The sequence below is a fragment of the Pseudomonas sp. D1-1 genome, from assembly GCF_051132225.1.
GTDB lineage: Bacteria > Pseudomonadota > Gammaproteobacteria > Pseudomonadales > Pseudomonadaceae > Aquipseudomonas.
Genome location: NZ_CP071676.1, coordinates 3,710,558 through 3,736,290, shown reverse-complemented (window position 1 = coordinate 3,736,290; position 25,733 = coordinate 3,710,558). Strand labels below are relative to the sequence as shown.

Sequence of the window (25,733 nt, the reverse complement as noted above, 5' to 3'; positions counted from 1 at the left end):
AAAAAGTAAGACTAATTGAGCGAGACGAGTCTTGGCCAAACGTGCACTTTCACGGCCGCTACCGCACTTTTACGGTTTTTGCCGCTCTATCCATGGCCAGGAAACGGCGATTCCCCACCGCTTCCCCATGCCCAGACCGAGATTCGATGGCCGCTGTCTTACATTCCGTGAGGGTCTTGCCACGTCGCTGCGGCTTGCTGCTGGCGAGCCTGTTGCTGATGCTCAGCGGCGGATGCAGCCATCAGCAAGGCCAGGACATGGTTACGCAGTTCAGCAATGCCAGGCCCCAGGAGTTTTTGCAGACCAGCGTTGACCGCATGGCCACGCTGTCGATGCATGACAACCTGCAGAGCCTTTACCTGCTGATGCACAAGCTCTACCTGCGCAACCCGGAAGAACTGCGCAAATCCGGCTTTCTCGATGCCCGTATCGCCGTGAAACAAGTGCGCGAGGCGATTGAACAGCAGCAACCCTTGCCGGCCCTGGGCAACAGGAAGGACCTGGCAGCGCTGAGCTACGCGATGAGTCCCGAGTTTCTCGGTGACCGGGTCGGAGCGTTCATCTATGCCATTGGCAGCATGCTGGTGACGGCTCACGGCAACCGTCTCGAGTTCTACATGACCGACACCATCGATCCGCGCTTCGTCAGCAACGCGGCGCGCAACATTGAGAAAGCCACGTGGCTGTTGGGCCAGCGGCAGAACAAGGACGGCACGCCGATGCTGTTCTCCAATGAAATCTCGGAGGAGGGCAGCAATCTGAGCTTTGCCGTGGAGTTCGGTAAGATCGTCGCGCGCCTCGACCTGCTGACCCAGATGCTGGACGAGCGCTATCGGCGAATCGGCTTGAATTATGCGCAGAGTCTGCTGTTTCTCAATTTCCTGCCTGTTCAGTAGCTGCGTCGTGCAAATGGAATAAACATAGATCACATCGATATAGGGAGTTATAAGAAAAATCGCTATGCTCGCGGCCAGATTTTTCATGCGGTCGCGCTGAGACGGGTTTGATGGATTTCGGTAATGTCGGTTTAGTCGTAGCGGGACTGGTGGTCGGTTTCATCGTCGGGATGACCGGCGTCGGCGGCGGATCGCTGATGACGCCCATCTTATTGTGGTTCGGCATCAACCCTGCGACGGCGGTGGGGACCGATCTGCTGTACGCGGCCATTACCAAATCCGGCGGCGTTCTGGTCCATGCGAAAAACCGCAATATCGACTGGGCCATCACCGGTTGGCTGACTTTGGGCAGTGTGCCGGCGGTTGGGCTGACCCTGTGGTTTCTCAGCAGCCTGAACAGTTCTCCCGACGCGATGAACGCGGTCATCAAGCAAGCCCTGGGCTTTGTGTTGTTCGCCACCGCCCTGGCAATCCTGTTCAAGAAGCGCCTGCTGCAGTTTGCCCATGACCGCGCCGGCGGTCATTACAACCCCAGTGGCTCGCGGCTCAACCTGCTGACTGTCATCACCGGCCTGGTGCTGGGCACGATGGTCGCATTGACTTCCATCGGCGCCGGCGCCCTGGGCACCGTCGCGCTGTTCATCCTTTATCCGTTCCTGGTCACCAAGCGCCTGGTCGGCACCGAAATCGCCCATGCCGTGCCGTTGACCCTGGTCGCGGGCCTTGGCCATGCAAGCATGGGCAACATGGACTGGCACATCCTCGGCTTTCTGCTGATTGGTTCGTTGCCGGGCATCTATCTGGGCAGCCACTTGTCGGGACGCATTTCCGACGAGCTCCTGCGCCCTTGCCTGGCGGTGATGTTGGCCATGATCGGTTTCAAGCTCGCGTTCTGATTTGGTCGGAGTCATGGCTGCCTCGGCATAGTCATACCTGTAAACCAGGTACTGATGAGGCCTCGATCCATGAACAGCCCAGCCAGAGATCTGCTGCAACGCCTGCGCCGTCGTCGCGCCGAACCGCGCACCGATATCGCCGACATTCTGCGCCGTCACGCCGAACCGCTGCCTGCCGAGGACAGCCCGAGCTTTGGTGAAATGTTTGATCGCTTCGCCGACGCCAAGGTCGTGCTGATCGGCGAAGCCAGCCACGGCACCCATGATTTCTACCGCACCCGCGCTGCTATTACCCGGCACCTGATCGAGCGTCACGGCTTCGGCATTGTCGCGGTCGAAGCCGACTGGCCCGATGCCGGACAGATCGACCGCTGCGTGCGCGACCTGGGGCCTTCGGCCTGGAAACAGCAGGCGTTCGCCCGGTTTCCCAGCTGGATGTGGCGCAACACCGATGTCCAGGACTTTGTACGTTGGTTGCGCCGCTACAACCTCGGCCAGCCTGACGCTCGCCGCGTGGAGTTTCGCGGCTTGGACGTCTATAGTCTGCGCCACTCCATTGACGAGGTGCTCGATTACCTCGACAAGAGCCATCCCCACCTGGCCCGTGACGCCCGCCATCGTTATGGCTGTCTGACGCCCTGGCACGACGACCCGGCGCTGTATGGCCATTTCACCGAGCGCGGCAACCTGGCGACATGCGAAGACGCCGTGGTCGAACAGCTCAACACGCTGCTCGCCGAGCGCCTTGATCCGTTGATCGAGGATGACGAGGGCTTCTTCAGCGCGGTGCAGAACGCCCGGGTCGTACGCGCCGCCGAACAGTACTACCGCGCCATGTATCGCGGCGGCAAGTCATCCTGGAACCTGCGCGACCGGCACATGTTCGACACCTTGCAAAGCCTGCTGGAGCATCGCGGGCCCGATGCGAAAGCGATCGTCTGGGCGCATAACTCTCACATCGGAAACGCCGCCGCGACACGAATGGGCTGGGAGGGTGAGTTCAACATCGGCCAGTTGTGCCGCATGGCTTATGGCCGCGACGCGGTATTGCTGGGCATGGGCACCGACCGTGGCAGCGTGGCGGCAGCCGATGACTGGGACGCGCCGATGAAAATCAAGCAGGTGGTGCCGGCGCTGGCCGGCAGTTGGGAGCGGGAGTTTTCGCTGGCGGGTGTGCGCGCATCGCTTACGGACTGGCGGACCGACCCGGACGAAGCGCTGTTGGACGTGCTGTCCGAGCCGTTGCTCGAACGCGCCATCGGGGTGATCTACCGCCCTGAAACCGAACGCCAGAGTCATTATTTCGAAGCGGTACTGGCCGAGCAGTTCGACGCCTGGCTCTGGTTCGAGCAGACCGAAGCCGTCACGCCGTTGCCCACGCCGCACACGCTGGAACGCGAGGAAGACACCTTCCCGTTTGGCCTCTGAAGCAGGTCTGCCGTGGTTGCGCTATGGGTCCGTTGGCCTAAGCTTCAGGCAGGCAATAGCGGTATCGGGCGACTCTCGCGGAACAATCGCCGCCATGTGCAATCAGTACAGCGTAATTATCAAAAGGAGAGGCGCATGCTTATTCGGTCGTTGACCTTCGCTACCTTGCTGGCCATCGCCGGCCCGTTGTTCGCCGCCGATGGCGACTCACCCCTGGTAGCGGAGGTGGGCAAGTCCCGGCCTGTGATTGTCATTGCGCCCAGCTCTGTCGATCCTGCGTGGGTCAGCCTGAAGAAAGCCTTGGACGAGCCGGCGGGCAAGCAGGGTTTTTCGGAGCGCAACATGGTGCTCTATACCGTGCTCAATACCATCGGCCAGCGTGATGGCAAGGACCTCGACCCGCAAAGCACCATGGCGTTGATCCGTTCTCTCAAGCTGGGAGCGGGAGCGCAGACCAAGATCATCCTGGTAGGCAAGGACGGGGAAAAGAAGCTTGAGCATTCCGGCGCGATCGAACTGAAGCAACTGTTCGATACCGTCGACAAGCTGCCCGAGACGGAAAAACAAGCCACGGCGCCCACCCCACCGCCAGCGCCGGAACCCGAGCCGGCCAAGGACGCCAAAGGCACCAAGCCGGGCAAGGCAACCAAGCCTGCGGCTGCGCCGAAACCGTTGGATGACTGATTCCCCTAAGCGATGAGATCCCCTTGTGGTGAGGGGATTTATCCCCGCTGGGCTGCGAAGCAGCCCCATAACATTCTACTTCATCTGTCTGACAGACCCAGTCGCAGCATTGCAGGGCCGCTTCGCGCCCCAGCGGGGATAAATCCCCTCGCCACATTGGGCTCTCATTGCTGTTCCAGAGTCATCAGGATCTGGTGCGCGGCTCTCACCCGTTCTTCAATCGGGTAGTTCTTGTTCGCCAACATCACGATCCCCAAGTCCTCTCCAGCGACGAACGCTGCGTATGCGCCGAAACCGTTAGTCGACCCTGTCTTGTTGATCCAGGCGCCGTCGGGCGCGGGGCGCGGTGGGGTGAGCAGCTCGGCCTTTTGCGGCGTCAAAGCCATCTGTGGACTGTTGCCGGCGAGCAACCCATCGAGGGTGAGCGGAGGTAGGTAGAACTCCCAGCCCAGCCCCTGGTGCATCCCTCCAATCTTGTAGAAACCTGTTTGTGTCGTAGCAATGGCTCGCTGCAGGTCCGCGTCCAGTTTCCCGGGTTGCAGATTGACCTCGACAAAGCGGATCAGGTCCGCTGAGCTGATCTTCACCCCGTAGGCTTCGGAGGCCAGCGCGCCAGGCCCGACCCGCACAGGCTTGCCATCCTTGGCGTAGCCTTGGGCGTAGGTTGCCAGTTGATTGTGTGGCACTTGTACGTAGCTGTGCTTGAGGCCCAGCCCGGGCATCAGGGTCTGTTCCATCACCTCATCAAACGGTCGACCCAGGCTGCGGGCCGCCAGGAAGCCGAACAAGCCGATGCTCGGGTTTGAATAGAGCCGCTGGGTGCCGGCCGGGTAGAGCGGTTTCCAGGATTTGTAGTAGCCGAACATCCGGTCGGGATGGTCGGCATCGTCGGGAAACTGCAACGGCAGGCCGCCCGCGCTATAGGTGGCGAGATCGAGCAGGCGGGCGTTTTCAAGGGCACTGCCACGCAATTCGGGGGCATAGCGCCCGGCGAGGTCTGACAGCTGCAGTTTGCCCTGGGCCTGGGCGTAGGCGCCGAGTGTCGCGGTAAAGGTCTTGCTGATCGAGCCGACTTCGAACAGGGTCTGCTCGGTGACGGATTTTCTGGTGTCTTTGGAGGCAACGCCATAATTGAAGAACCGGCGCTGGCCGTTGTGCGTGATCGCCACGGCCATGCCCGCGATATCCTGTTCTTTCATCAAGGGTTGGATAACGGCATTGACCGTGTCTTCAATGCGCTCCTGGGCGAAGCCCGGGGTCGTCCCGCAGGCCAGGGCAAAAGTCCCGGCGAGTATCGATTTGGCAATGTGCATCTGGACCGCTCTCGTTAGCCTTCCTTGAGGGCGGTCAATCTAGGACGTTTTCCGCTGTCGGGCAATCCGAGGCTATCGAGTAGAGGCCAGGTTCAGAATGGTCCCACAAGGATACGGGAGCATTCCTACAAAAAAGCTCGGCGGCCTGACGCGACCGGCCTCAAGCCAAACCACACAAAGCGGCGGCCGCCGGGTAAACTCGCGGCTCTTTCCAAAGGAGTTCCCATGAGTTACTACCAGCCCGGCATTCTCGCCACCCCTGTTCCGCCTCAGGCCCGTCATCTGTTTTTTGCCCTGGAATCGGTCGAGGCACTGCCGGCTGCGATCGACAAGCTGTTGCTGCAACTGGATGGCCGCGTGGTAGTCGGCTTTGGCGAGTCGCTGGTTCAGGCGCTGGGCGCCAAGGTCGAGGGCTTGCGCGCGTTCCCGGCGCTGGCGGGCGTCGGCGTGGACAACCCTTCGACCCAGCACGCGCTCTGGTGCTGGCTGCACGGCGAGGACCGGGGCGAGCTGATGCACCGCAGTCGCGCCATCGAAGCGGCATTGGCGCCGGCACTGCGTCTGGTGCAGATGAACGAAACCTTTCGACACATGACCGGCCACGACCTGACCGGCTACGAAGATGGCACCGAAAACCCTCACGACGAAGCGGCCGTGGCCGCCGCCCTGGCCCAGGGCAACGACGGGCTGCGCGGTGGCAGTTTTGCTGCGATCCAGCAATGGCAGCATGACCTGGACGGTTTCGCCGCGATGCAGCCCCATGAGCGAGACAACATCATGGGCCGGCGCCTGAGCGATAACGAAGAGCTCGAAGATGCGCCTGAGTCTGCCCACGTCAAGCGCACGGCCCAGGAAAGCTTTGCTCCGGAGGCTTTTGTCGTACGCCGTTCCATGCCCTGGATCGAAGGTGACCGCGCTGGCCTGATGTTCCTGGCGTTCGGTTTTTCCCTGGACGCCTTCGAGGCGCAATTGCGGCGCATGAGCGGTCTGGAGGACGGTATTACCGATGGCCTGTATCGCATGAGCCGGCCGATTACCGGTGGTTACTACTGGTGCCCGCCGCAGTTGGACGGGCGCCTGGACCTGCGGGCTCTCGCCCGCTAAGCAGCGTCCCGCTCCGGCAGGCTGGTCGCGTTGTGCAAATCGTCGAGTCAACGCTATCCTTGGGCCCGACGTATTTGCCTGGAAACGGGAGAGCAAGCGTGGATAAAGTCATCGTCATCACCGGTGGCGGGCGTGGGATCGGGGCGGCCACGGCGTTGTTGGCGGCCGACCTGGGCTATCGGATCTGCATCAACTACCAGTCGGATGAAAACGCCGCCCAGGATGTGCTCGCCCAGATCCGTGCCAAGGGCGCGCAGGCCATTGCGGTGCGGGCCGACGTGAGCATCGAGGACGAAGTGGTCGGCCTGTTCAACCGCGTGGACACCGAGCTGGGCCGCGTCACCGCCCTGGTGAACAACGCCGGTACGGTTGCCCACAAGTCCCGACTCGATGAAATGTCCGAGTTCCGCATGCTCAAGATCCTGAAGACCAACGTGCTCGGGCCGATGTTGTGCGCCAAGCAGGCGGTGCTGCGCATGTCGCCCCGGCATGGCGGGCAGGGCGGCAGCATCGTCAACGTTTCCTCGGTTGCCGCCCGCTTGGGCGCACCGGGTGAATATGTCGACTACGCGGCTTCCAAGGGCGCATTGGACACCTTCACCGTCGGCCTTTCCAAGGAGGTCGCTGGCGAAGGTATTCGCGTCAATGCGGTCCGCCCGGGCTACATCTACACCGATTTCCATGCCCTCAGCGGCGATCCGGAGCGGGTCAGCAAGCTGGAATCGGCGATCCCCATGGCCCGGGGCGGACGTCCGGACGAAGTGGCCGAGGCGATTATCTGGCTGCTGTCCGACAAGGCTTCGTATGCGACCGGGACGTTTGTGGAGCTGGGGGGCGGGCGCTGATCCTGGATTGCCTGTTCCGGCGCCATCGCGAGCAAGCTCGCTCCCACATTGGAATGCGATCCCCTGTGGGAGCGAGCTTGCTCGCGATGGCAATCCTAAGGGCAACACCGCACTCAGAACGACCGGATAATCCGCCCCAACGTCTCCATGGCCTTTTCCGACACATCGGTCCAGGGCCCGCCATAGTTCAGGCGAATACAGTTCCTGAAGCGCCGGGTCGCTGAAAAGATCGGCCCCGGTGCGATACTGATGCCTTGCGCCAGAGCCATCTGGAACAGTTTCAGCGAATCAATCTGCTCCGGCAGCTCCAGCCACAAGAAGTACCCACCCGCCGGCTGGCTCACCCGAGTCTGCGCCGGAAAATACCGGGCTATGGCGGCGAGCATGGCGCTTTGCTGTTCTTCCAGGGCGTAGCGCAACTTGCGCAGGTGACGGTCGTAGCCTCCATGTTGCAGGTAATCGGCGATGGCGGCCTGGGCCGGCATCGAGGCGCACAGTGAAGTCATCAGCTTGAGCCGCTCGATCTTCCGGGCGTAGCGCCCGGCGGCGACCCAGCCGATGCGGTAGCCCGGGGCCAGACTCTTGGCGAATGAGCCGCAGTGCATCACCAGGCCTTCGGTGTCGAACGCTTTCGCCGGCTTGGGAGCCTGCTGGCCGTAGTAGAGTTCGGCATAGACATCATCCTCGATCAACGGCACCTGGTAGCGACGCAACAATTCGACCAGGGCCTGTTTGCGCGCTTCGGGCATGGTCGCGCCAATCGGGTTCTGGAAGCTGGTCATGCACCAGCAGGCCTTGACCGGATGGCGCGCCAGCGTCTGTTCCAGCACATCGAGATCAATGCCGTCGCGCGGGTGGACGGGGATTTCCACCGCCTTGAGTTTCAGCCGTTCGAGCACTTGCAGGCTGGCATAGAACGCGGGCGCCTCGATTGCCACCAGGTCGCCCGGCTCGGTCACGGCTTGCAGGCACAGGTTCAATGCTTCCAGGGCGCCGTTGGTGACGAGCAGTTCCTCCATGGGGAGCATCAGCCCGCCGACCATATAGCGCAGGGCGATCTGGCGGCGCAGTTGAGGGTTGCCCGGCGACATGTCGGTGACCACTACGCGCGGATCCATGTCCCGCGTGGCGCTGGACAACGAGCGGGACAGGCGTTGCAGGGGAAACAGCGTCGGGCTGGGGAATGCCGAGCCGAACGGTACGGTCGTCGGATCCTTGATCGAGTCGAGCACCGAAAATACCAGTTCGCTGACGTCGACCTCGGTGGACTCGTGGACCTGGCTGCTGGCGACCGGCTCGCAGAACGGGCTCGGCGCGTGATGATTGACGAAGTAGCCGGAGCGCGGCCGGGCACGGATCAGACCACGTCGCTCCAGCAGGTAATAAGCCTGGAACACGGTGGACGGACTGACGCCGTAGGTCTGGCTGGCGTAGCGCACCGACGGCACCCGTTGGCCCGGCCCGAGCATGCCGGAGCGGATCAGTTCGGCGATATCGTCGGCAAATTTTTCGTAGCGTTTCATGGCAGGCCCGGTTTGGAATAACGCGTGGTTCGCGTTTTTAAATGTGGGAGCGAGCTTGCTCGCGATGAGGCCTGCACATACAACGTTGAGGTCGTCTGGCGGGCCGCCATCGCGAGCGAGCTCGCTCCCACAAAAGCAAGGCATCTTAAGGGTTCACCGATTCATCGGTGCTACAAAACGGCTTTTTGCTTCGCTGTAAACATCGGGCTTATCACTGTCGGCAACTTTGAACGTCAGTTCCTGCGAGCCTTTGTCCGGCCGTTCGTTGAGCATCGCCACCGACACCGGCACGTCGACGATTTCTCCGGGCGCCAGGCTCAACTGGGTCTTGCCTTGCAGGACGAAACCAGCGCCGTCCGCCAGCGATAATTGATACGCCTGGCGTTGCTGGGTCTTGTTGATGATCTTCAGGCTGTAGATGTTTTCGATCTGGCCCTGGCTGTTCTCACGGAACAGGCCACGGTCCTTGCTCACATCCAGCGACACCATTGGCCGCTCCACCAGTGCCAGGGCCAGCGCAGCGATCATGACCATCAATACCGCCGTGTAGCCGACCAGCCGTGGTCGCAGCAGGTGAGTCTTGCCGCCTTGCAGCTGACGTTCGGAGGTGTATTTGATCAGGCCACGGGCGTAGCCCATCTTGTCCATGATCGAATCGCAGGCGTCGATGCAGGCCGCGCAGCCGATGCACTCCATTTGCAGACCGTCGCGAATATCGATGCCGGTCGGGCAGACCTGTACGCACATCTGGCAGTCAATGCAGTCGCCCAGCCCGATGTTGGCCGGGACCGCATCGCGTTTGCGCGGGCCGCGAATTTCGCCACGGGCCACGTCGTAGGAAACGGTCAGCGTGTCCTTGTCGAACATCACGCTCTGAAATCGCGCATAAGGGCACATGTGCATGCACACGGCTTCGCGCAGCCAGCCGGCGTTGACGTAAGTGGCCCCGGTGAAAAAAACCACCCAGAACAGGCTGACGCCAGCCATTTGCAGGGTCAGCAGCTCTTCCGCCAGCGGCCGGATCGGGGTGAAGTAGCCTACGAACGTCAGGCCGGTGAGCAGGCTGATGGCCAGCCACAACGTATGTTTGGCCGAGCGTCGCAGCAGTTTGTTCACGCCCCACGGCGCGGCTTGCAGCTTGATCCGCTGATTGCGCTCACCTTCGGTGATCTTCTCGACCCACATGAAGATCCAGGTCCATGAGCTCTGAGGACAGGTGTAGCCGCACCACACGCGCCCGGCGAACACGGTAATCGCAAACAGGCCGAACGCGGCAATGATCAACAACGCCGAGAGCAGGATGAAGTCCTGGGGCCAGAAGGTCGCGCCGAAAATATGGAATTTGCTCTCGGAAAGATCCCAGAGCACTGCCTGGCGACCGTTCCAGTCCAGCCAAACCGTGCCGAAGAACAGCAGGAACAGGACGCCGGCACCGCTGATGCGCAGGGTACGAAACAAACCGCTGAAGCTACGGGTGTGGATCAGGTTGTCGGTAGTCCTGGCCCTGATTCTCGTGGGGGCGGGGTCGAAAGTCTGTATCAACTGGGCGGGGATTCTTTCGCTCATGGTCGGTCGCTCATCAGCCGCTATCTGGCCGGAGCACTATGACCATTGAACTGTTTGCATAACAGACTCAGGTAGCGGGATAAAAAACGGATCAGATACCGCGCGGCCCCGGCCCTGCGACACTTTGATGCACCCGGCGATGACCGAACAACCCCCCTCCTATGGCTAGGGAGCAAGCTCCCTCGCCACGTGGAGTCAGATCACTGAGTCGCTGTCAGTCGCCTTCAGGTTCTGCCGTCCGTCAGCCGCTCCGGCCACGGTCAGGGCATCCACTTCCGCCTCGGTCAGGTAGACCCGCCCGCCATTGAGCTCCACGGCTGACATGGCCTTGTCCGGGTCGGTAATGATCGTCAACTCGCACGCCGGTCGCTGTTCCTGGACGTTGGGGGTGTCGAAGTGGCAGGTCTGGTTGTCATCGATTCGTACAGTCATGTTGATGCTCCTTCCTTCAATGTCTGAACGTTAGGTGGCGTGCCGCCGGCAGGGTTCGTTGCGGCTGATCAGCGGTCGGTCGCACGTCTCGCATCGCTTGTGGTCCATCATTTATCGAGTGAAGAGAGGAAGGTCCATGGAATCGTGGTGGGATGAAGTATGGATAACCCTGCAAGCTGAATTCGCCGACATCACCGATACCGAGCAGATGACACGGGTGACGGTGCGCCTGGTAATGGCTGCACTGCTGGGGGGCATCCTGGGGTTCGAGCGTGAGCACAAGGGCAAGGCCGCCGGCGTGCGCACCCATATGCTGGTGGCGCTGGGCGCCGCGCTGTTCGTGTTGGTGCCGCAGATGTCCGGCTCCCAGGCCGACGCGATGAGCCGGGTGATTCAGGGCGTCGTCGCTGGCATCGGCTTCCTCGGCGCCGGCACCATCCTGAAAAACGACAATGGCGACGAAAGCCACGTAAAAGGCCTGACCACCGCCGCCGGCCTGTGGATGACCGCCGCCATCGGCGTTGCCGCCGGATTGGGCCGGGAAGCGACAGCGTTGCTCAGTACGGTGCTGGCGCTGGCGATTTTCAGTGTGATGCCGATGATTGTTCGGGCGCTGGAAAAAGATGAAAAGTTGTAACCATTCGCCGGACTGGGCATTGAATTCTGTGGGAGCGAGCCTGCTCGCGAAGGCGGAGTAATCAGCACCACCTATGCTGACTGACACACCGCTTTCGCGAGCAGGCTCGCTCCCACAGGTTTTTCACTGATCTGGCGAGTCAAACCCGCTCCGGCGGCGCCTCGCTCGGCGGATCTCCCAAAGGCGGTTGCGGGTCCAGCGGTGGGTCCTTCTCTGGAATCGGCTCGGGATCCGGACCGGGTGGCGGCAGGATTGGGTCGTCGATGTTCGGATCGGGTGTTTCGGCCGGGATGGGAATGGTCATTCGATCGGGCCTCCGGGGTGGATGTGGCTTGAGTCGTGCTTGTCTGGTTGACCATGGCCCGACGGGTTTGATTCCCCGGTGCCGGCCAGTAAATCGTGCTGAACTTTTGGTCGCCGGTCCGGTTCGGAGCTTAAGTGAGTTAAATCAGGGACCCATTGGGCCTTTACCGCCACAAGCGCGTCCATGGGGCGTAGAAGGAGCGATGCTCGATGACTGCCGAACAGCCAAATGACCTGGCGTACAACCCGCATCTGCCGTTGTCCCAGGCGTTGTTATTGCCACGTATTGCGATTGAAAACACCATGCCGGTGATCGATGGCGGGCAGTTTGCCGCCAAGGCCCTGGCGGGACAGGACGTGACGGTGACCAGCAAGGTGTTTGCCGATGGCCACGATAAGTTGGCTGTGCGGATCCGCTGGCGTGCGCTGGAAGACGATATCTGGAACAGCGAAGTGATGACCGAGCTGGGCAACAACAGCTGGCGCGGTCAATTTAACCTACCGGCCGTCGGCCGCTACGTGTTTTGCATCGAGGCCTGGTTTGATCAGTTCGCCAGCTTCCGCTATGAGCTGGAAAAAAAATTCGCCGCCGGGGTCCCCATCAGCCTGGAGCTGCAGGAGGGTCGCAATCACGTGCAACAGGCTGCCGAGCGCAGCGATGGGGAATTGAGCGAACAGCTGGCCGAGTTGCACCAGCAGCTTTCGAGTCTGTTGCCAGAAGAACAGGTCGCCCTGTTCCTTGAACCACGCAGCGCGGACCTGATGTCGCTGGCTGACCATCGGCCTTACCTGAGCATCAGTCCCGAATATCCGCTGGACGTGGAGCGTGAGCGGGCCGAGTTCGCCAGCTGGTATGAGTTGTTCCCTCGCTCGATCACCGATGATCCCAGCCGCCACGGCACGTTCAACGACGTGCATTCGCGCTTGGCGGTGATCCAGGACATGGGCTTCGACGTGCTGTACTTCCCGCCGATCCACCCGATCGGGCGCAGTTTCCGCAAAGGTCCGAACAACTCCCTGACCGCCGGCCCCGACGATCCGGGCAGCCCTTACGCCATTGGCAGCGAGGAGGGCGGGCACGAGGCGATTCACCCGCAGTTGGGCACTCGCGAGGATTTCCGCCGTCTGGTGGCCGCCGCAGCCGATCACGGCCTGGAAATCGCCCTCGACTTCGCCATCCAGTGTTCCCAGGACCACCCCTGGCTCAAGCAGCATCCGGGCTGGTTCAGCTGGCGGCCTGACGGCACGATCAAATACGCGGAGAACCCGCCGAAAAAATACCAGGACATCGTCAACGTCGATTTCTACGCCGCCGATGCGATACCGAGCCTGTGGACCGAACTGCGCGACATCGTGGTGGGCTGGGTCAACGAGGGTGTGAAGATATTCCGCGTCGACAATCCCCACACCAAGCCGTTGCCGTTCTGGCAGTGGCTGATCGCCGACGTGCGCGCGCAGTACCCAGAGGTGATGTTCCTGGCGGAAGCCTTCACCACACCGGCGATGATGGCGCGGCTGGGCAAGGTCGGTTATTCCCAGAGCTACACCTATTTTACCTGGCGCAACACCAAGGCCGAACTGGCGACCTATTTCACTGAGCTCAATGAGTCGCCTTTGCGCGAATGCTACCGGCCGAATTTCTTCGTCAATACGCCGGATATCAACCCGGCGTTCCTCCACGAGTCGGGGCGCGCCGGTTTTCTGATTCGCGCCGCGCTGGCGACCATGGGGTCGGGCCTGTGGGGCATGTATTCGGGCTTCGAGCTTTGCGAATCAGCAGCGGTGCCAGGCAAGGAGGAATACCTCGATTCGGAGAAGTATGAGATTCGGCCACGGGATTTCACCGCGCCGGGCAACATCATCGCCGAGATCGCTCAGCTCAACCGTATCCGCCGCCAGAACCCGGCGCTGCACACGCACCTGGGGCTGAAGATCTACAACGCCTGGAACGACAACATCCTGTACTTCGGCAAGCGCACGCCGGATGGCAGCAACTTCATCCTGGTGGCGGTGAGCCTCGATCCGCGCAATGTCCAGGAAGCCAATTTCGAATTGCCGTTGTGGGAGATGGGCCTGCCGGACGATGCCCAGACCCAGGGCGAGGATTTGATGAACGGCCACCGCTGGACCTGGTATGGCAAGTACCAGTTCATGCGGATCGACCCGGCATACCAGCCGTTCGGGATCTGGCGGATCAGCGTGGCGTGAGGCGCGAGAACGGCTCTCGTGGCGAGGGGATTTATCCCCGCTGGGCCAGCCCCAATGGGTCAAAACGGATACGTCCGGTTGGCCGCGCTGAAGCTTTTGGGGTCGCTTCGCAACCCAGCGGGGATAAATCCCCTCGCCACAGAGATCTTGCATCACAAAAGAAACAAGCCTGTGACCCGCGGTTCTATCGAATTTTCAGGAGTTGCAAATGGCCAAGAAACCCCGGTCTGCCACCTTTATCAATGACCCGCTCTGGTACAAGGACGCGGTCATCTATCAAGTCCACGTCAAATCCTATTTCGACTCCAACAACGACGGGATCGGCGACTTTCCCGGGCTGATCGAGAAGCTCGACTACATTGCCGACCTGGGCGTCAACACCATCTGGCTGCTGCCGTTCTATCCTTCGCCCCGGCGCGATGACGGTTATGACATTGCCGAGTACCGTGGCGTCAGCCCCGACTACGGCACCATGGCCGATGCGCGGCGCTTCATTGCCGAGGCCCACAAGCGCAACCTGCGGGTCATCACCGAGCTGGTCATCAACCACACCTCGGACCAGCATCCCTGGTTCCAGCGCGCGCGCAAGGCCAAGAAGGGCTCGAAGGCGCGTGATTTCTACGTCTGGTCGGATGACGATCACAAGTACGACGGCACGCGGATCATTTTCCTCGATACCGAGAAGTCCAACTGGACCTGGGATCCGGTGGCCGGCCAGTACTTCTGGCACCGCTTCTATTCCCACCAGCCGGACCTCAACTTCGACAACCCGCAGGTCATCAAGGCCGTGCTGTCGGTGATGCGCTACTGGCTCGACATGGGCATCGATGGCCTGCGCCTGGACGCGATTCCGTACCTGATCGAGCGCGACGGCACCAACAACGAAAATTTGCCCGAGACTCATGACGTCCTCAAGTTGATCCGCGCCGAGATCGACGCCAATTACCCCGACCGCATGCTGCTGGCCGAGGCCAATCAGTGGCCGGAAGACACCCAGCTGTATTTTGGCGATGTCGACGCTCAAGGCCTCAATGGCGACGAATGCCACATGGCGTTCCACTTCCCGTTGATGCCGCGCATGTACATGGCGCTGGCCCAGGAGGATCGTTTCCCGATCACCGACATCCTGCGCCAGACTCCGGAGATTCCAGCCAATTGCCAATGGGCGATTTTCTTGCGCAACCACGATGAGCTGACCCTGGAAATGGTCACCGACAAGGAGCGCGATTACCTATGGAATTACTACGCGGCCGATCGCCGGGCGCGGATCAACCTGGGCATTCGCCGTCGCCTGGCGCCGCTGATGGAGCGCGACCGTCGCCGCGTGGAATTGCTCAACAGTTTGCTGCTGTCGATGCCCGGTACGCCGACTTTGTACTACGGCGATGAAATCGGCATGGGCGACAACATCTACCTCGGTGACCGCGACGGCGTGCGCACGCCGATGCAGTGGTCCATCGACCGCAACGGCGGTTTCTCCCGCGCCGACCCGGCGAGTCTGGTGCTGCCGCCGATCATGGATCCACAGTACGGCTACCTCTCGGTGAACGTCGAGACCCAGGCCGGCGACCCGCACTCGCTGCTCAACTGGACCCGTCGGATGCTCGCGGTGCGCAAGCAGTCCAAGGCCTTCGGCCGGGGCACGCTGAAAATGCTGTCGCCGAGTAACCGCCGGATCCTTGCCTACACCCGTGAATACACCGGCCCGGATGGCAAGCATGAAATCATTCTCTGCGTCGCCAACGTTTCACGTAGCGCCCAGGCGGCGGAGCTGGACCTCTCGGCCTATGCCGGCATGGTCCCGGTGGAAATGCTCGGGGGTAATGCCTTCCCGCCCATCGGTCAGTTGAATTTCCTCCTGACCCTGGCGCCGTACGGCTTCTACTGGTTCGCCCTGGCGGCGGAAAACCAGATGCCGAGCTGGCATGTGGAACCTGCGCAGAGCCTGCCGGACTTCACCACGCTGGTACTGAAAAAGCGCTTGGAAGAATTGCTCGAGGCGCCGTCACGCACCACGTTGGAGCAGAGCATTCTGCCAAGCTGGCTGCAGAACCGTCGCTGGTTCGCCGGCAAGGACAGCGCTATCGAGAAAGTCGACATCGTCTATGGCGTGCGCTTCGGTGATCCGCAACGGCCTGTGCTGTTGAGCGAAATCGACGTGACCAGTGCCGGTCAGACGCTGCGCTATCAACTGCCATTCGGTCTGTTGGCCGAGGACCAGGTGGGCCCGGCGCTGCCCCAGCAACTGGCCTTGTCGCGGGTCCGCCGGGGGCGTCAGGTCGGGCTGATTACCGATGCGTTCACCCTGGAGAGCTTCGTGCGAGCCGTGATGCAAGGCATCCAGGCCAACACGGTATTGCCGTGCGCCGATGGCGAGTTGCGTTTTGAACCCACCGCAGGCCTGGCGGCGCTGAACCTTGGCGCCGAGCCGGAGGTGCGCTACCTGTCCGCCGAGCAGTCCAACAGTTCGGTGGTGGTTGGCGGCAGCCTAGTGCTCAAGCTCATCCGCAAGGTCGCGTCGGGCGTGCATCCGGAACTGGAGATGAGCGCTTACCTGACCGCTGCCGGCTTCAGCAATATTTCGCCGCTGCTGGGTTCGGTGATTCGCCGCGACGCGAGGGGCGAGGATGCGCTGCTGATGATCGCCCAGGGTTACCTGAGCAATCAGGGTGATGCGTGGGAATGGACACAGAACAACCTCGAGCGCGCCTTGCGCGACGAACTGGCGGACGCGGTGTCCGAACAGGAACAGCACTACAACGCCCTGGGCGAGCTGAAGGACTTCGCCGGCATGCTCGGCCAGCGTCTGGGGGAAATGCACAAGGTGCTTGCCCAGCCCACCGACAACCCGGACTTCGCGCCGCAGGCCACCAGCACCAAAGAGGCCCAGGCGATCGGCAAGGACGTTGTCGCCCAGGTGGAAAACGCCTTGCGTCTGCTCAAGCAGAACCAGGGGCAATTGAACCCGGCGGACCAAGCCATGGTCGCACGCTTGCTGGAACACAGGAAAACCGTGCTGGCCCATGTCCAGGAACTGGCCGGCAAGGCGGCCGGTGGCTTGCGTATCCGGGTGCATGGCGACCTTCACCTGGGGCAGGTGCTGGTGATCAAGGGCGACGCCTACCTGATCGACTTCGAGGGTGAGCCGGCGCGGCCGTTGCATGAGCGGCGTGGCAAGCACAGCCCGTACAAAGACGTCAGCGGCGTGCTGCGTTCCTTCGATTACGCGGCAGCGATGGCGGTCCAACTGCACACCGTGGACACGACGGCCGACGCCGATGCGGCGCGCAAACGGGTCGCCGACCGCTATTTGATTGAGGCCCGCCAGGCATTTGTCGAGGCGTATCGGCTGGCGGCAGCTAGTCTTGCCCATGAATGGAAGGATGCTGAAGGCGAGGACGCCGCGCTGGCGTTGTTCGGCCTGGAGAAGGCGGCCTATGAAGTGGCTTATGAAGCCGAGAATCGCCCCGCCTGGCTGCCCGTGCCGTTGCACGGTCTGTACGGGCTGTTGAGTGGGCTGCAACCCTTTTCCGATTTAGCCGGACCGATTTAGTGGAGAGAATCATGAGCGTCTCGAACAAGGAAACCCAGGGGCAGGCCAAAGAGGCATTGTTGCCGGCCCCCCGCGACATCGACGCGCTGGTGCGCGCCGAACACCAAGATCCGTTCTCGATCCTGGGCCCGCATGGCGACGGGGCGGGCGGACAATTTATCCGCGCGTACCTGCCCGGTGCGTTGAGCGTGCATGTGCTCGCCCGTGACGGCGGCGAGGAGCTGGGCGAATTGCAGGCCACCGAAACGCCGGGCCTGTTCGTCGGCCATTTCGACCGCGCACAGCCGTACCTGCTGCGCACCCGTTGGGCGGGCGGCGAGCAGGTTGCCGAAGACCCCTACAGCTTCGGCCCGCTGCTGGGGGAGATGGATCTTTACCTGTTCGCCGAAGGCAATCACCGCGACCTCAGCGCGTGCCTCGGTGCGCAACTGAAGACGGTTGATGGCGTCGACGGTGTGCGCTTCGCGGTCTGGGCGCCGAACGCGCGCCGGGTGTCGGTGGTGGGGGACTTCAACGTCTGGGACGGGCGCCGGCATCCAATGCGCATCCGTTATCCGTCCGGCGTGTGGGAGATATTCATCCCGCGGCTCGGTCCGGGTGAAGGCTACAAATACGAAATCCTTGGCGCCCACGGCATCCTGCCGCTCAAGGCCGACCCGGTGGCCCTGGCCACCCAGATGCCACCGGACACGGCATCCAAGGTCGCCGCGCCGTTGAAAATCGAATGGCAAGACGACGAGTGGATGCAAAGCCGCCGCGAGCGCCAGCTACCCGGCGCGCCGCTGTCGATCTACGAGTTGCATGCCGGTTCCTGGCAGTGCGAGATCGACGAGGCGGGGGAGGTTTCCCGGCAGTACAACTGGCATGAAATGGCCGAGCGGTTGATTCCCTACGTCAAGGACCTGGGCTTCACCCACATCGAACTGATGCCGATCATGGAACACCCGTTTGGCGGCTCGTGGGGCTATCAACCGCTGTCGCAATTTGCCCCAACCGCGCGTTTCGGTTCGCCCGATGATTTCGCCGCGTTCGTCAACGCCTGCCACCAGGCCAATATCGGCGTGATCCTCGATTGGGTGCCGGCGCATTTCCCGACCGATACCCACGGCCTGGCCCAGTTCGACGGGACCGCGCTGTATGAATACGGCAACCCGCTGGAAGGCTTCCACCAGGATTGGGACACGCTGATCTACAACCTCGGGCGCACCGAAGTCCATGGGTTCATGCTGGCCTCGGCCTTGCATTGGCTCAAGCATTTCCATGTCGACGGCCTGCGGGTGGATGCGGTGGCCTCGATGCTGTATCGCGACTATTCGCGCAAGGCCGGCGAGTGGGTACCCAACCGCCACGGCGGACGGGAGAACCTGGAAGCCATCGACTTCCTGCGCCACCTCAACGACGTGGTTGCACTGGAGACGCCCGGCGCGCTGGTGATTGCCGAGGAGTCCACGGCGTGGCCGGGTGTCAGCCAGAGCACGCAGCAGGGCGGCCTGGGTTTCGCCTACAAATGGAACATGGGCTGGATGCACGATTCGCTGCATTACATCCAGCAGGACCCGGTGTACCGCGCTCATCACCACAACGAACTGAGCTTCGGCCTGGTTTACGCCTGGTCCGAGCGTTTTGTCTTGCCGATTTCCCATGACGAAGTGGTCCACGGCAAACGCTCGCTGATCGACAAGATGCCCGGTGACCGCTGGCAGAAATTCGCCAACCTGCGCGCCTACCTGAGCTTCATGTGGGGCCATCCCGGCAAGAAACTGTTGTTCATGGGCTGCGAGTTTGGCCAATGGCGCGAGTGGAACCATGACCAGCAATTGGACTGGTACCTGCTGCAATACCCCGAGCACCGGGGCGTGCAGAAGCTGGTGAGCGACCTGAACCGGCTCTATCGCGAAGAACCGGCGCTGCATGACCAGGACGATGCGCCGCAAGGCTTCCAATGGCTGATTGGTGACGATGCGGTCAACAGTGTCTATGCATGGCTGCGCTGGAGCAAGGATGGCCGGCCGGTACTGGTGGTCGCCAACTTCACGCCGGTGCCGCGCGAGGCGTATCGGGTCGGCGTGCCGTTTGGCGGACGCTGGGTGGAATTGCTCAACAGCGACGCCGACACCTATGCCGGTTCCAACTATGGCAACGGCGGCGGTGCATCCACCGAGGCGATCCCCAGCCATGGCCAGGCGCTGTCGCTGGAACTGAACCTGCCGCCGCTGGCGGTGCTGATCCTGCGACCGGAGGGATAGGCCCGGATTCATTTGGATCACATTGATCCAATGTGGGAGCGAGCTTGCTCGCGATGGCGGTCAGTCAGTCACAAAAGTGCTGACAGACACTCCGCTGTCGCGAGCAGGCTCGCTCCCACAGTGCTGAGCTAAAAGTCCTCAGCCTCTCAGCGCACCAGGCACGGCTGCTTGTTGTTGAATGTCCAGCCCGGGATCAGATACTGCATCGCCACCGAATCATCCCGCGCCCCAAGTCCCATGCCTTTGTACAACTCATGAGCCTTGGCCAACTGGTCCATGTCCAGTTCGATCCCCAGCCCCGGTTTCTTCGGCACCTGCACGCAGCCACCGCGGATCTGCAAGGGCGCCTTGGTCAGCCGTTGGCCGTCCTGCCAGATCCAGTGAGTGTCGATGGCGGTGATGTCGCCCGGTGCGGCGGCCGCGACGTGGGTAAACATCGCCAGGGAAATATCGAAGTGATTGTTGGAGTGAGAGCCCCAGGTCAGGCCCCATTCATTGCACATTTGCGCCACCCGCACCGAACCCTGCATCGTCCAGAAATGCGGGTCCGCCAAGGGAATGTCGACCGACTGCAACGTAATCGCGTGACCCATTTCGCGCCAGTCGGTGGCAATCATGTTGGTGGCGGTCTTGAGGCCTGTGGCGCGACGGAATTCGGCCATGACTTCACGACCCGAATAACCATTCTCGGCACCGCAAGGGTCTTCGGCATAGGCCAGCACCTTGTGCTGGTCACGGCACAGGCGGATGGCCTCCTTGAGTGACCAGGCGCCGTTCGGGTCCAAGGTGATGCGCGCCTGGGGGAAACGCTCGGCCAACGCCGTCACCGCTTCGATCTCTTCATCGCCCCTGAGCACGCCGCCCTTGAGCTTGAAATCCTCGAAGCCATAGTGCGCGTGGGCCGCCTCGGCCAGACGTACCACCGCGTCAGCGTCCAGGGCTTTTTCGTGGCGTACGCGGAACCAGTCGTTTTCAGCCTGCGGTTCGCTGCGGTAGGGCAGGTCGGTCTGCTGGCGATCACCGACGTAGAACAGGTAGCCGAGCATCTTCACTTCATCGCGCTGCTGGCCTTCGCCGAGCAGGGCGGCGACCGGTACATCCAGGTGCTGGCCGAGCAGGTCGAGCAACGCAGCTTCCAGGCCGGTGACGGCGTGGATGGTGATACGCAGGTCGAAGGTCTGCAGGCCGCGACCGCCGGCGTCACGATCGGCAAAGGCCTGGCGTACGCTGTTGAGGATTTTCTGGTAGGTGCCGATCGGGCTGCCAACCACCAGTGAGCGAGCATCTTCAAGGGTCTGGCGAATGCGCTCACCGCCGGGCACTTCGCCCACGCCAGTATGCCCTGCGTTGTCCTTGAGAATCACGATGTTGCGGGTGAAAAACGGGCCATGGGCACCGCTGAGGTTGAGCAACATGCCGTCGTGGCCAGCCACGGGCACAACTTGCATGCTGGTGATGATCGGGGCTTTGCTGGTTTCTTGGGTAGTCATCGTGTACGGATCCTTGAGTTATTGTTGTGGTCAGGCGTGACTGGTAGCCGGGTCGGTGGAAGGCTTTAGGGTTTTCGGCTTGGGCGTATTGCGCGCGGCAAACACGATGATCGCGGCAATGATCGACGTGGCCGCCAGGCCATAGAGCCCGCCCTGGATCGAGCCGGTGTGCTGCTCAAGCAGGCCGAAAGTAGTCGGGGCGACGAATCCGCCGAGGTTGCCCACCGAATTGATCAGCGCGATGACACCGGCGGCGATCCGTGCGTCCAGGTAGGCCTGGGGGATCGGCCAGAACAGCGAAGAGGCGGACTTGAAACCCAGGGCCGCAAAGCAGATCGCAACGAAAGCGAAGATCGGCCCGCCGGTGGTGGACATGAACATGCCTGCCGCAGCGATCAACAGGGCAGCGGCAACCCAGGCCTGCTGGAACTTCCATTTGGCCGACAGCGAGGCGAAGGCGTACATGCCGACGATCGACAGCAGCCAGGGAATCGAATTGAACAGGCCGACCTGAAGGTCGCTGAGCTCGCCCATCTTTTTGATAATGCTCGGCAGCCAGAAGGTCGCCGCGTAGATGGTCAGTTGGATAAAGAAATAGATCAGGCAGAACAGGATGATCTGGCGGTCCTTGAGCAATTGGCCGATCGACAGTTTGATCGGCGTCGCCGCTTCACGGGCCGCCTGTTCATCGTCGATGGCCTTGACCAGCGCATCCTGCTCGTCGCGACTGAGCCACTTGGCGTCGTGAGGCTTGGAGTCCAGCCAGAACCAGACGAACACACAGAGGCAGACCGAAAACATCCCCTCGATGAAGTACATCCACTGCCAGCCGTGCATGCCCAGGCCGTTGATCTGCAAAAGCAGCCCCGACAGCGGGCCGGAGATCAGCGAAGCGATCGCCGAGCCGCTGAGGAAAATCGCGATGGCCTTGCCGCGCTCGACGCCGGGCAGCCACCGCGTGAAGTAGTAGATCACGCCGGGAAAGAAACCGGCTTCGGCCACACCCAGCAGGAAACGCAGGATGTAGAAGTGGGTTTCGTTCTGGATGAAGGCCATGCCTGCCGCCACCAGGCCCCAGGTGAGCATGATGCGGGTCAGCCAGATACGGGCGCCGATGCGTTGCAGGAGGATGTTGGACGGGACTTCGAACAGCGCGTAGCCGATGAAGAACAGGCCGGCGCCAAAACCATAGGCGGCTGCGCCGATGCCCAGGTCGTGCTCCATATGGGAACGGACGAAGCCGATGTTCACACGGTCGATGTAGTTGACGATGAACATGATGACGAACAGCGGCAGGATGTGGCGCTTGACCTTGGATATGGCCGAGGACAGCACCGGATCCGCGCCGGCATCTGCCTTGAGGCTGGATGAGTTCACTGGATTTTCTCCCACTGTTTATTTTTATGCGGGGCATCGTGCAGGTGCCGATGTTGATAGACATCATACAAGTTGATTTTTTTATCTGACAAGCAGTTTTTGAGCACGATTGGATTGAATGTGGTCATCCTTATACCGTGTTTGTTGGCTTTGATGAGGTTGTGGCCGGATTGCTCAGGCGTTGAGACAGCAAACGCCTGGTGAGCTTTCCAGGATTAAGCCAGCGTGATATTGGCTGTTGTCATACAAGTTGGCCTGCATCCGCAAACAACTCCGACGCGGCGGATGGTAGGATCGACGAGCCTGTTTTCAAGGAACCCGTGGCACATGCAGCAAGACACTCAAACGCCTCTGCGCAAGCGCACCCACAACCTGGCCCATGACCTGGTGGCGAAGTTGAGCCAGAGCATCCTGCTGGGGCAGTTGAAGCCTGGAGAGAAACTGCCGTCGGAGGGTGCTTTCGTGCGCGAGCATGGGGTCAGCCGCACGGTGGTGCGCGAGGCGATCTCCAAATTGCAGGCCTCGGGGTTGGTGGAGACTCGCCATGGCATCGGTACTTTTGTGCTGGAGCAGACGGGAGAGCAGGGGCTGAGGCTCAACGTCGATACTGCAGCGGGCGTGCGCGGGATTCTCGAATTGCGCCTGGGCCTGGAAACCCAGGCCGCGGCGCTGGCGGCCCAGCGCCGCAGTGAGGAGCAATTGCAGCAGATGCGCCAGGCGCTGGACGACTACCAGCGCTTGCTCAACAACAACGACAGCTGCGTCGAGGCTGACCGGCGTTTTCATTTGCTGATTGCTGAGGCCACGGATAACAGCTGTTTTGTCGAAATCATGCAGCACCTGGGCAGTGCGATGATCCCCCGCACCCGGGTGAACATGGCCGAACGCGGCCAGGCGGACCTGGGCAAGCTGGCGCAGTTTGCGAACCTGGAGCACGAGGCGATTTTCAACGCCATCCAGCGCCAGGACCCCGATGCCGCCCGCGCCGCCATGTGGCTGCACCTGACCAACAGCCGCGACCGGTTTGGCGCAGGGGCCTGAAGGATCAGCGTCGCCTGGTCTGTCGCCTTCGCGAGCAGGCTCGCTCCCACATGGATCTTGGGTGTTATCGAGTTCCGCAGCTGTCACAGAACCTGTGTGGGAGCGAGCCCGCTCGCGAAGAGGCCGGCACATTCAGCATCGATGCAAACTGACCCACCGCTTTCGCGAGCAGGCTCGCTCCCACATTCGATCGCAGGCGCTGCCGAATTCGGCGCCACGGGGCCGGTGCAGGCAAAAAAAAACCGGCGCAACCAAAGTTGCGCCGGTCTGCTGCCAGTGGTCACGCGGATATCGTGGGTCCGCGCAGCCACCGTTTTGCCTGTTGCCGGTTACGCCCGCTCCAGTGCGAGAGCCACGCCCTGACCGCCGCCGATGCACAGTGTCGCGAGGCCTTTCCTGGCGTCGCGCTTGATCATTTCATGCAACAGCGTCACCAGCACCCGGCAACCCGATGCCCCGATCGGATGGCCCAGGGCAATGGCGCCGCCGTTGACGTTGACCTTGTCCATGTCCCATTGCAGTTCCTTGGCGACAGCCAGGGATTGGGCGGCGAAGGCTTCGTTGGCTTCGATCAGGTCAAGTTGATCCAGCGACCAGCCGGCCTTGTCCAGGCAGCGACGGGTGGCCGAGACCGGGCCGATGCCCATGATGGCCGGGTCGACACCGGCGTTGGCGTAGGCACTGATTTTCGCCAATACCGGCAAGCCCAGCGCCTTGGCTTTTTCCGCGCTCATCAGGATCACGGCGGCGGCGCCATCGTTGAGCGAGGACGCATTGCCCGCAGTGACGCTGCCGTCTTTCTTGAAGGCCGGCTTGAGCTTGGCCAAGGATTCAGCGGTAGTACCGGCGCGGGGCTGCTCGTCAGTAGCAAAGGCCACCGGATCGCCCTTGCGCTGGGGAATCAGGATCGGCGTGATCTCATCGGCGAAACGCCCGCCTTCGATGGCGGCGACGGCTTTCTGATGGGACGCCGCGGCGAAAGCATCCTGCGCCTCGCGGCTGATGCCGTATTTGTCCACCAGGTTCTCGGCGGTGATGCCCATGTGGTAATCGTTGAACGCGTCCCACAGGCCATCGGTGATCATGCTGTCGATCATCTTCGCGTGGCCCATGCGCAAACCGGTGCGGGCCGCTGGCAACACGTACGGGGCCAGGCTCATGTTCTCCATGCCGCCGGCGATGATGACTTCGGCATCGCCGCAGCGAATCGCCTGGGCGCCCAGGTGCAGCGCCTTGAGACCCGAGCCGCAGACCTTGTTCAGAGTCAGTGCTGGCACGGCATGGGGCAGGCCGGCGAGGATCGACGCCTGGCGCGCCGGGTTCTGTCCGGAACCTGCAGTCAATACCTGGCCGAGGATCACTTCATCGACCTGCTCGCCGGAAAGACCGGTCTGTTCCAGCAAGCGACGGATCACCGCGGCGCCAAGTTCCGGCGCGGGAATGGCCGCCAGCGAGCCCTGGAAGCTGCCGATGGCGGTACGGGTAGCGGCGACAATCACGACTTCTTGCATCGAATCTCTCCTCACTGGGCAGCGAACTGCATTTCAGGTACGTGGTCCGGCACGATCAGCTTGCCGGCGGTCTTGGCGACGATTTCCTCGACGCTGACGCCTGGGGCACGTTCCTTGAGAATAAAGGCGCCGTCCTGGATTTCCAGGTAGGCGAGGTCAGTCAGTACGCGCTTGATGCAACCGGCGCCGGTCAGCGGCAGGCTGCAGCGCGGCAGCAGTTTCGACTCACCGTCCTTGGACGCATGGGTCATGGTGACGATGATGTTCTCGGCACCGGCCACCAGGTCCATCGCGCCGCCCATGCCCTTGACCAGCTTGCCGGGAATCATCCACGACGCGATGTTGCCCTCGACGTCGACTTCGAACGCGCCGAGTACGGTCAGGTCGATGTGGCCGCCACGGATCATGGCGAAGGATTCGGCCGAAGAAAAGATCGAAGCACCGATGCGCGCGGTAACCGTCTGTTTGCCGGCGTTGATCATGTCCGCATCGACTTCGGCTTCGGTGGGGAACGCGCCCATGCCGAGCAAGCCGTTTTCCGATTGCAGCATGACTTCCATGCCTTCGGGAATGTAGTTGGCTACCAGGGTCGGGATGCCGATACCGAGGTTCACGTAGTAGCCGTCCTGCATTTCGCGGGCGACGCGCTGAGCCATTTGTTCGCGGGAAAGTGCCATGGT

Annotated in this window: 20 protein-coding genes; 11 read left to right on the top strand and 9 right to left on the bottom strand. The window is 61.9% G+C overall.

What is annotated here, in order from left to right:
• Window positions 1-146 precede the first annotated feature (146 nt).
• The 4 genes from J3P86_RS16705 (at window position 147) to J3P86_RS16690 (ending at window position 3,904) form a co-directional block, all read left to right on the top strand.
• A complete protein-coding gene (locus tag J3P86_RS16705; RefSeq protein WP_434573300.1) occupies window positions 147-896 on the top strand; it encodes a hypothetical protein in 750 nt (249 codons plus the stop codon).
• Between the two features lie 110 nt (window positions 897-1,006).
• On the top strand, window positions 1,007-1,792 hold the full coding sequence (locus tag J3P86_RS16700) for a sulfite exporter TauE/SafE family protein (protein ID WP_045156451.1): 786 nt from the start codon (window positions 1,007-1,009) through the stop codon (window positions 1,790-1,792).
• A 69-nt stretch (window positions 1,793-1,861) separates the two neighbouring features.
• On the top strand, window positions 1,862-3,220 hold the full coding sequence (locus J3P86_RS16695) for an erythromycin esterase family protein (protein ID WP_434630059.1): 1,359 nt from the start codon (window positions 1,862-1,864) through the stop codon (window positions 3,218-3,220).
• Window positions 3,221-3,355: 135 nt separating this feature from the next.
• Window positions 3,356-3,904: a DUF4174 domain-containing protein gene (locus tag J3P86_RS16690; protein WP_434630061.1), complete on the top strand. Its 549-nt coding sequence runs from the start codon at window positions 3,356-3,358 to the stop codon at window positions 3,902-3,904.
• A 164-nt stretch (window positions 3,905-4,068) separates the two neighbouring features.
• On the opposite strand, the gene ampC is transcribed toward J3P86_RS16690, so the two are convergent.
• The gene (gene ampC / locus J3P86_RS16685) at window positions 4,069-5,217 is read right to left on the bottom strand and encodes a class C beta-lactamase (RefSeq protein WP_434630063.1); all 1,149 of its coding nucleotides are present in this window, start codon (window positions 5,215-5,217) and stop codon (window positions 4,069-4,071) included.
• Between the two features lie 225 nt (window positions 5,218-5,442).
• On the opposite strand from ampC, the gene J3P86_RS16680 reads away from it, so the two are divergent.
• Both J3P86_RS16680 and J3P86_RS16675 read left to right on the top strand, forming a co-directional pair.
• Window positions 5,443-6,321 (top strand): Dyp-type peroxidase, encoded by an 879-nt coding sequence (locus tag J3P86_RS16680; RefSeq protein ID WP_434573307.1) that lies wholly within the window; start codon window positions 5,443-5,445, stop codon window positions 6,319-6,321.
• 98 nt (window positions 6,322-6,419) lie between these two features.
• Window positions 6,420-7,166: an SDR family oxidoreductase gene (locus J3P86_RS16675; RefSeq protein WP_305500206.1), complete on the top strand. Its 747-nt coding sequence runs from the start codon at window positions 6,420-6,422 to the stop codon at window positions 7,164-7,166.
• Window positions 7,167-7,279: 113 nt separating this feature from the next.
• Here the strand turns inward: J3P86_RS16675 and mapR are convergent, their stop codons facing one another.
• From mapR to J3P86_RS16660, 3 genes are all read right to left on the bottom strand, one after another.
• Complete coding sequence (mapR, locus tag J3P86_RS16670; protein ID WP_305500207.1) at window positions 7,280-8,689, bottom strand: GntR family transcriptional regulator MpaR; 1,410 nt, start codon at window positions 8,687-8,689, stop codon at window positions 7,280-7,282.
• Window positions 8,690-8,842: 153 nt separating this feature from the next.
• On the bottom strand, window positions 8,843-10,255 hold the full coding sequence (gene ccoG, locus J3P86_RS16665) for a cytochrome c oxidase accessory protein CcoG (protein ID WP_434698452.1): 1,413 nt from the start codon (window positions 10,253-10,255) through the stop codon (window positions 8,843-8,845).
• Window positions 10,256-10,450: 195 nt separating this feature from the next.
• On the bottom strand, window positions 10,451-10,687 hold the full coding sequence (locus J3P86_RS16660) for a DUF3203 family protein (protein WP_434698451.1): 237 nt from the start codon (window positions 10,685-10,687) through the stop codon (window positions 10,451-10,453).
• 136 nt (window positions 10,688-10,823) lie between these two features.
• Here J3P86_RS16660 and J3P86_RS16655 point away from each other — a divergent pair, with 136 nt between their 5' ends.
• Window positions 10,824-11,324: an MgtC/SapB family protein gene (locus J3P86_RS16655; protein WP_434573314.1), complete on the top strand. Its 501-nt coding sequence runs from the start codon at window positions 10,824-10,826 to the stop codon at window positions 11,322-11,324.
• A 139-nt stretch (window positions 11,325-11,463) separates the two neighbouring features.
• Here J3P86_RS16655 and J3P86_RS16650 read toward each other — a convergent pair whose 3' ends face one another.
• On the bottom strand, window positions 11,464-11,628 hold the full coding sequence (locus tag J3P86_RS16650) for a hypothetical protein (RefSeq protein ID WP_434630070.1): 165 nt from the start codon (window positions 11,626-11,628) through the stop codon (window positions 11,464-11,466).
• A 209-nt stretch (window positions 11,629-11,837) separates the two neighbouring features.
• Here J3P86_RS16650 and J3P86_RS16645 point away from each other — a divergent pair, with 209 nt between their 5' ends.
• The 3 genes from J3P86_RS16645 (at window position 11,838) to glgB (ending at window position 19,634) form a co-directional block, all read left to right on the top strand.
• Entirely contained in the window at window positions 11,838-13,835 is a 1,998-nt protein-coding gene (locus J3P86_RS16645; RefSeq protein WP_434698450.1) for an alpha-1,4-glucan--maltose-1-phosphate maltosyltransferase, read from the top strand.
• 208 nt (window positions 13,836-14,043) lie between these two features.
• Window positions 14,044-17,388, top strand: a complete 3,345-nt coding sequence (gene treS / locus J3P86_RS16640) for a maltose alpha-D-glucosyltransferase (RefSeq protein ID WP_434630074.1) — start codon at window positions 14,044-14,046, stop codon at window positions 17,386-17,388.
• A gap of 11 nt (window positions 17,389-17,399) precedes the next feature.
• Window positions 17,400-19,634 (top strand): 1,4-alpha-glucan branching protein GlgB, encoded by a 2,235-nt coding sequence (gene glgB, locus J3P86_RS16635; protein ID WP_434630076.1) that lies wholly within the window; start codon window positions 17,400-17,402, stop codon window positions 19,632-19,634.
• A 146-nt stretch (window positions 19,635-19,780) separates the two neighbouring features.
• Here glgB and gudD read toward each other — a convergent pair whose 3' ends face one another.
• Together gudD and J3P86_RS16625 are read right to left on the bottom strand one after the other, a co-directional pair.
• A complete protein-coding gene (gene gudD / locus J3P86_RS16630) occupies window positions 19,781-21,124 on the bottom strand; it encodes a glucarate dehydratase (RefSeq protein WP_434630078.1) in 1,344 nt (447 codons plus the stop codon).
• Between the two features lie 30 nt (window positions 21,125-21,154).
• Entirely contained in the window at window positions 21,155-22,501 is a 1,347-nt protein-coding gene (locus tag J3P86_RS16625) for an MFS transporter (protein WP_434630080.1), read from the bottom strand.
• Window positions 22,502-22,828: 327 nt separating this feature from the next.
• On the opposite strand from J3P86_RS16625, the gene J3P86_RS16620 reads away from it, so the two are divergent.
• A complete protein-coding gene (locus J3P86_RS16620) occupies window positions 22,829-23,542 on the top strand; it encodes a FadR/GntR family transcriptional regulator (RefSeq protein WP_434698449.1) in 714 nt (237 codons plus the stop codon).
• A 329-nt stretch (window positions 23,543-23,871) separates the two neighbouring features.
• Here J3P86_RS16620 and J3P86_RS16615 read toward each other — a convergent pair whose 3' ends face one another.
• Both J3P86_RS16615 and J3P86_RS16610 read right to left on the bottom strand, forming a co-directional pair.
• Complete coding sequence (locus tag J3P86_RS16615) at window positions 23,872-25,053, bottom strand: acetyl-CoA C-acetyltransferase (protein WP_434698448.1); 1,182 nt, start codon at window positions 25,051-25,053, stop codon at window positions 23,872-23,874.
• Between the two features lie 11 nt (window positions 25,054-25,064).
• Window positions 25,065-25,730 carry a CoA transferase subunit B gene (locus J3P86_RS16610; protein ID WP_003180355.1) on the bottom strand — a complete coding sequence of 222 codons (666 nt, stop codon included), beginning with the start codon at window positions 25,728-25,730 and terminating at the stop codon, window positions 25,065-25,067.
• Between the last annotated feature and the right edge of the window lie 3 nt (window positions 25,731-25,733).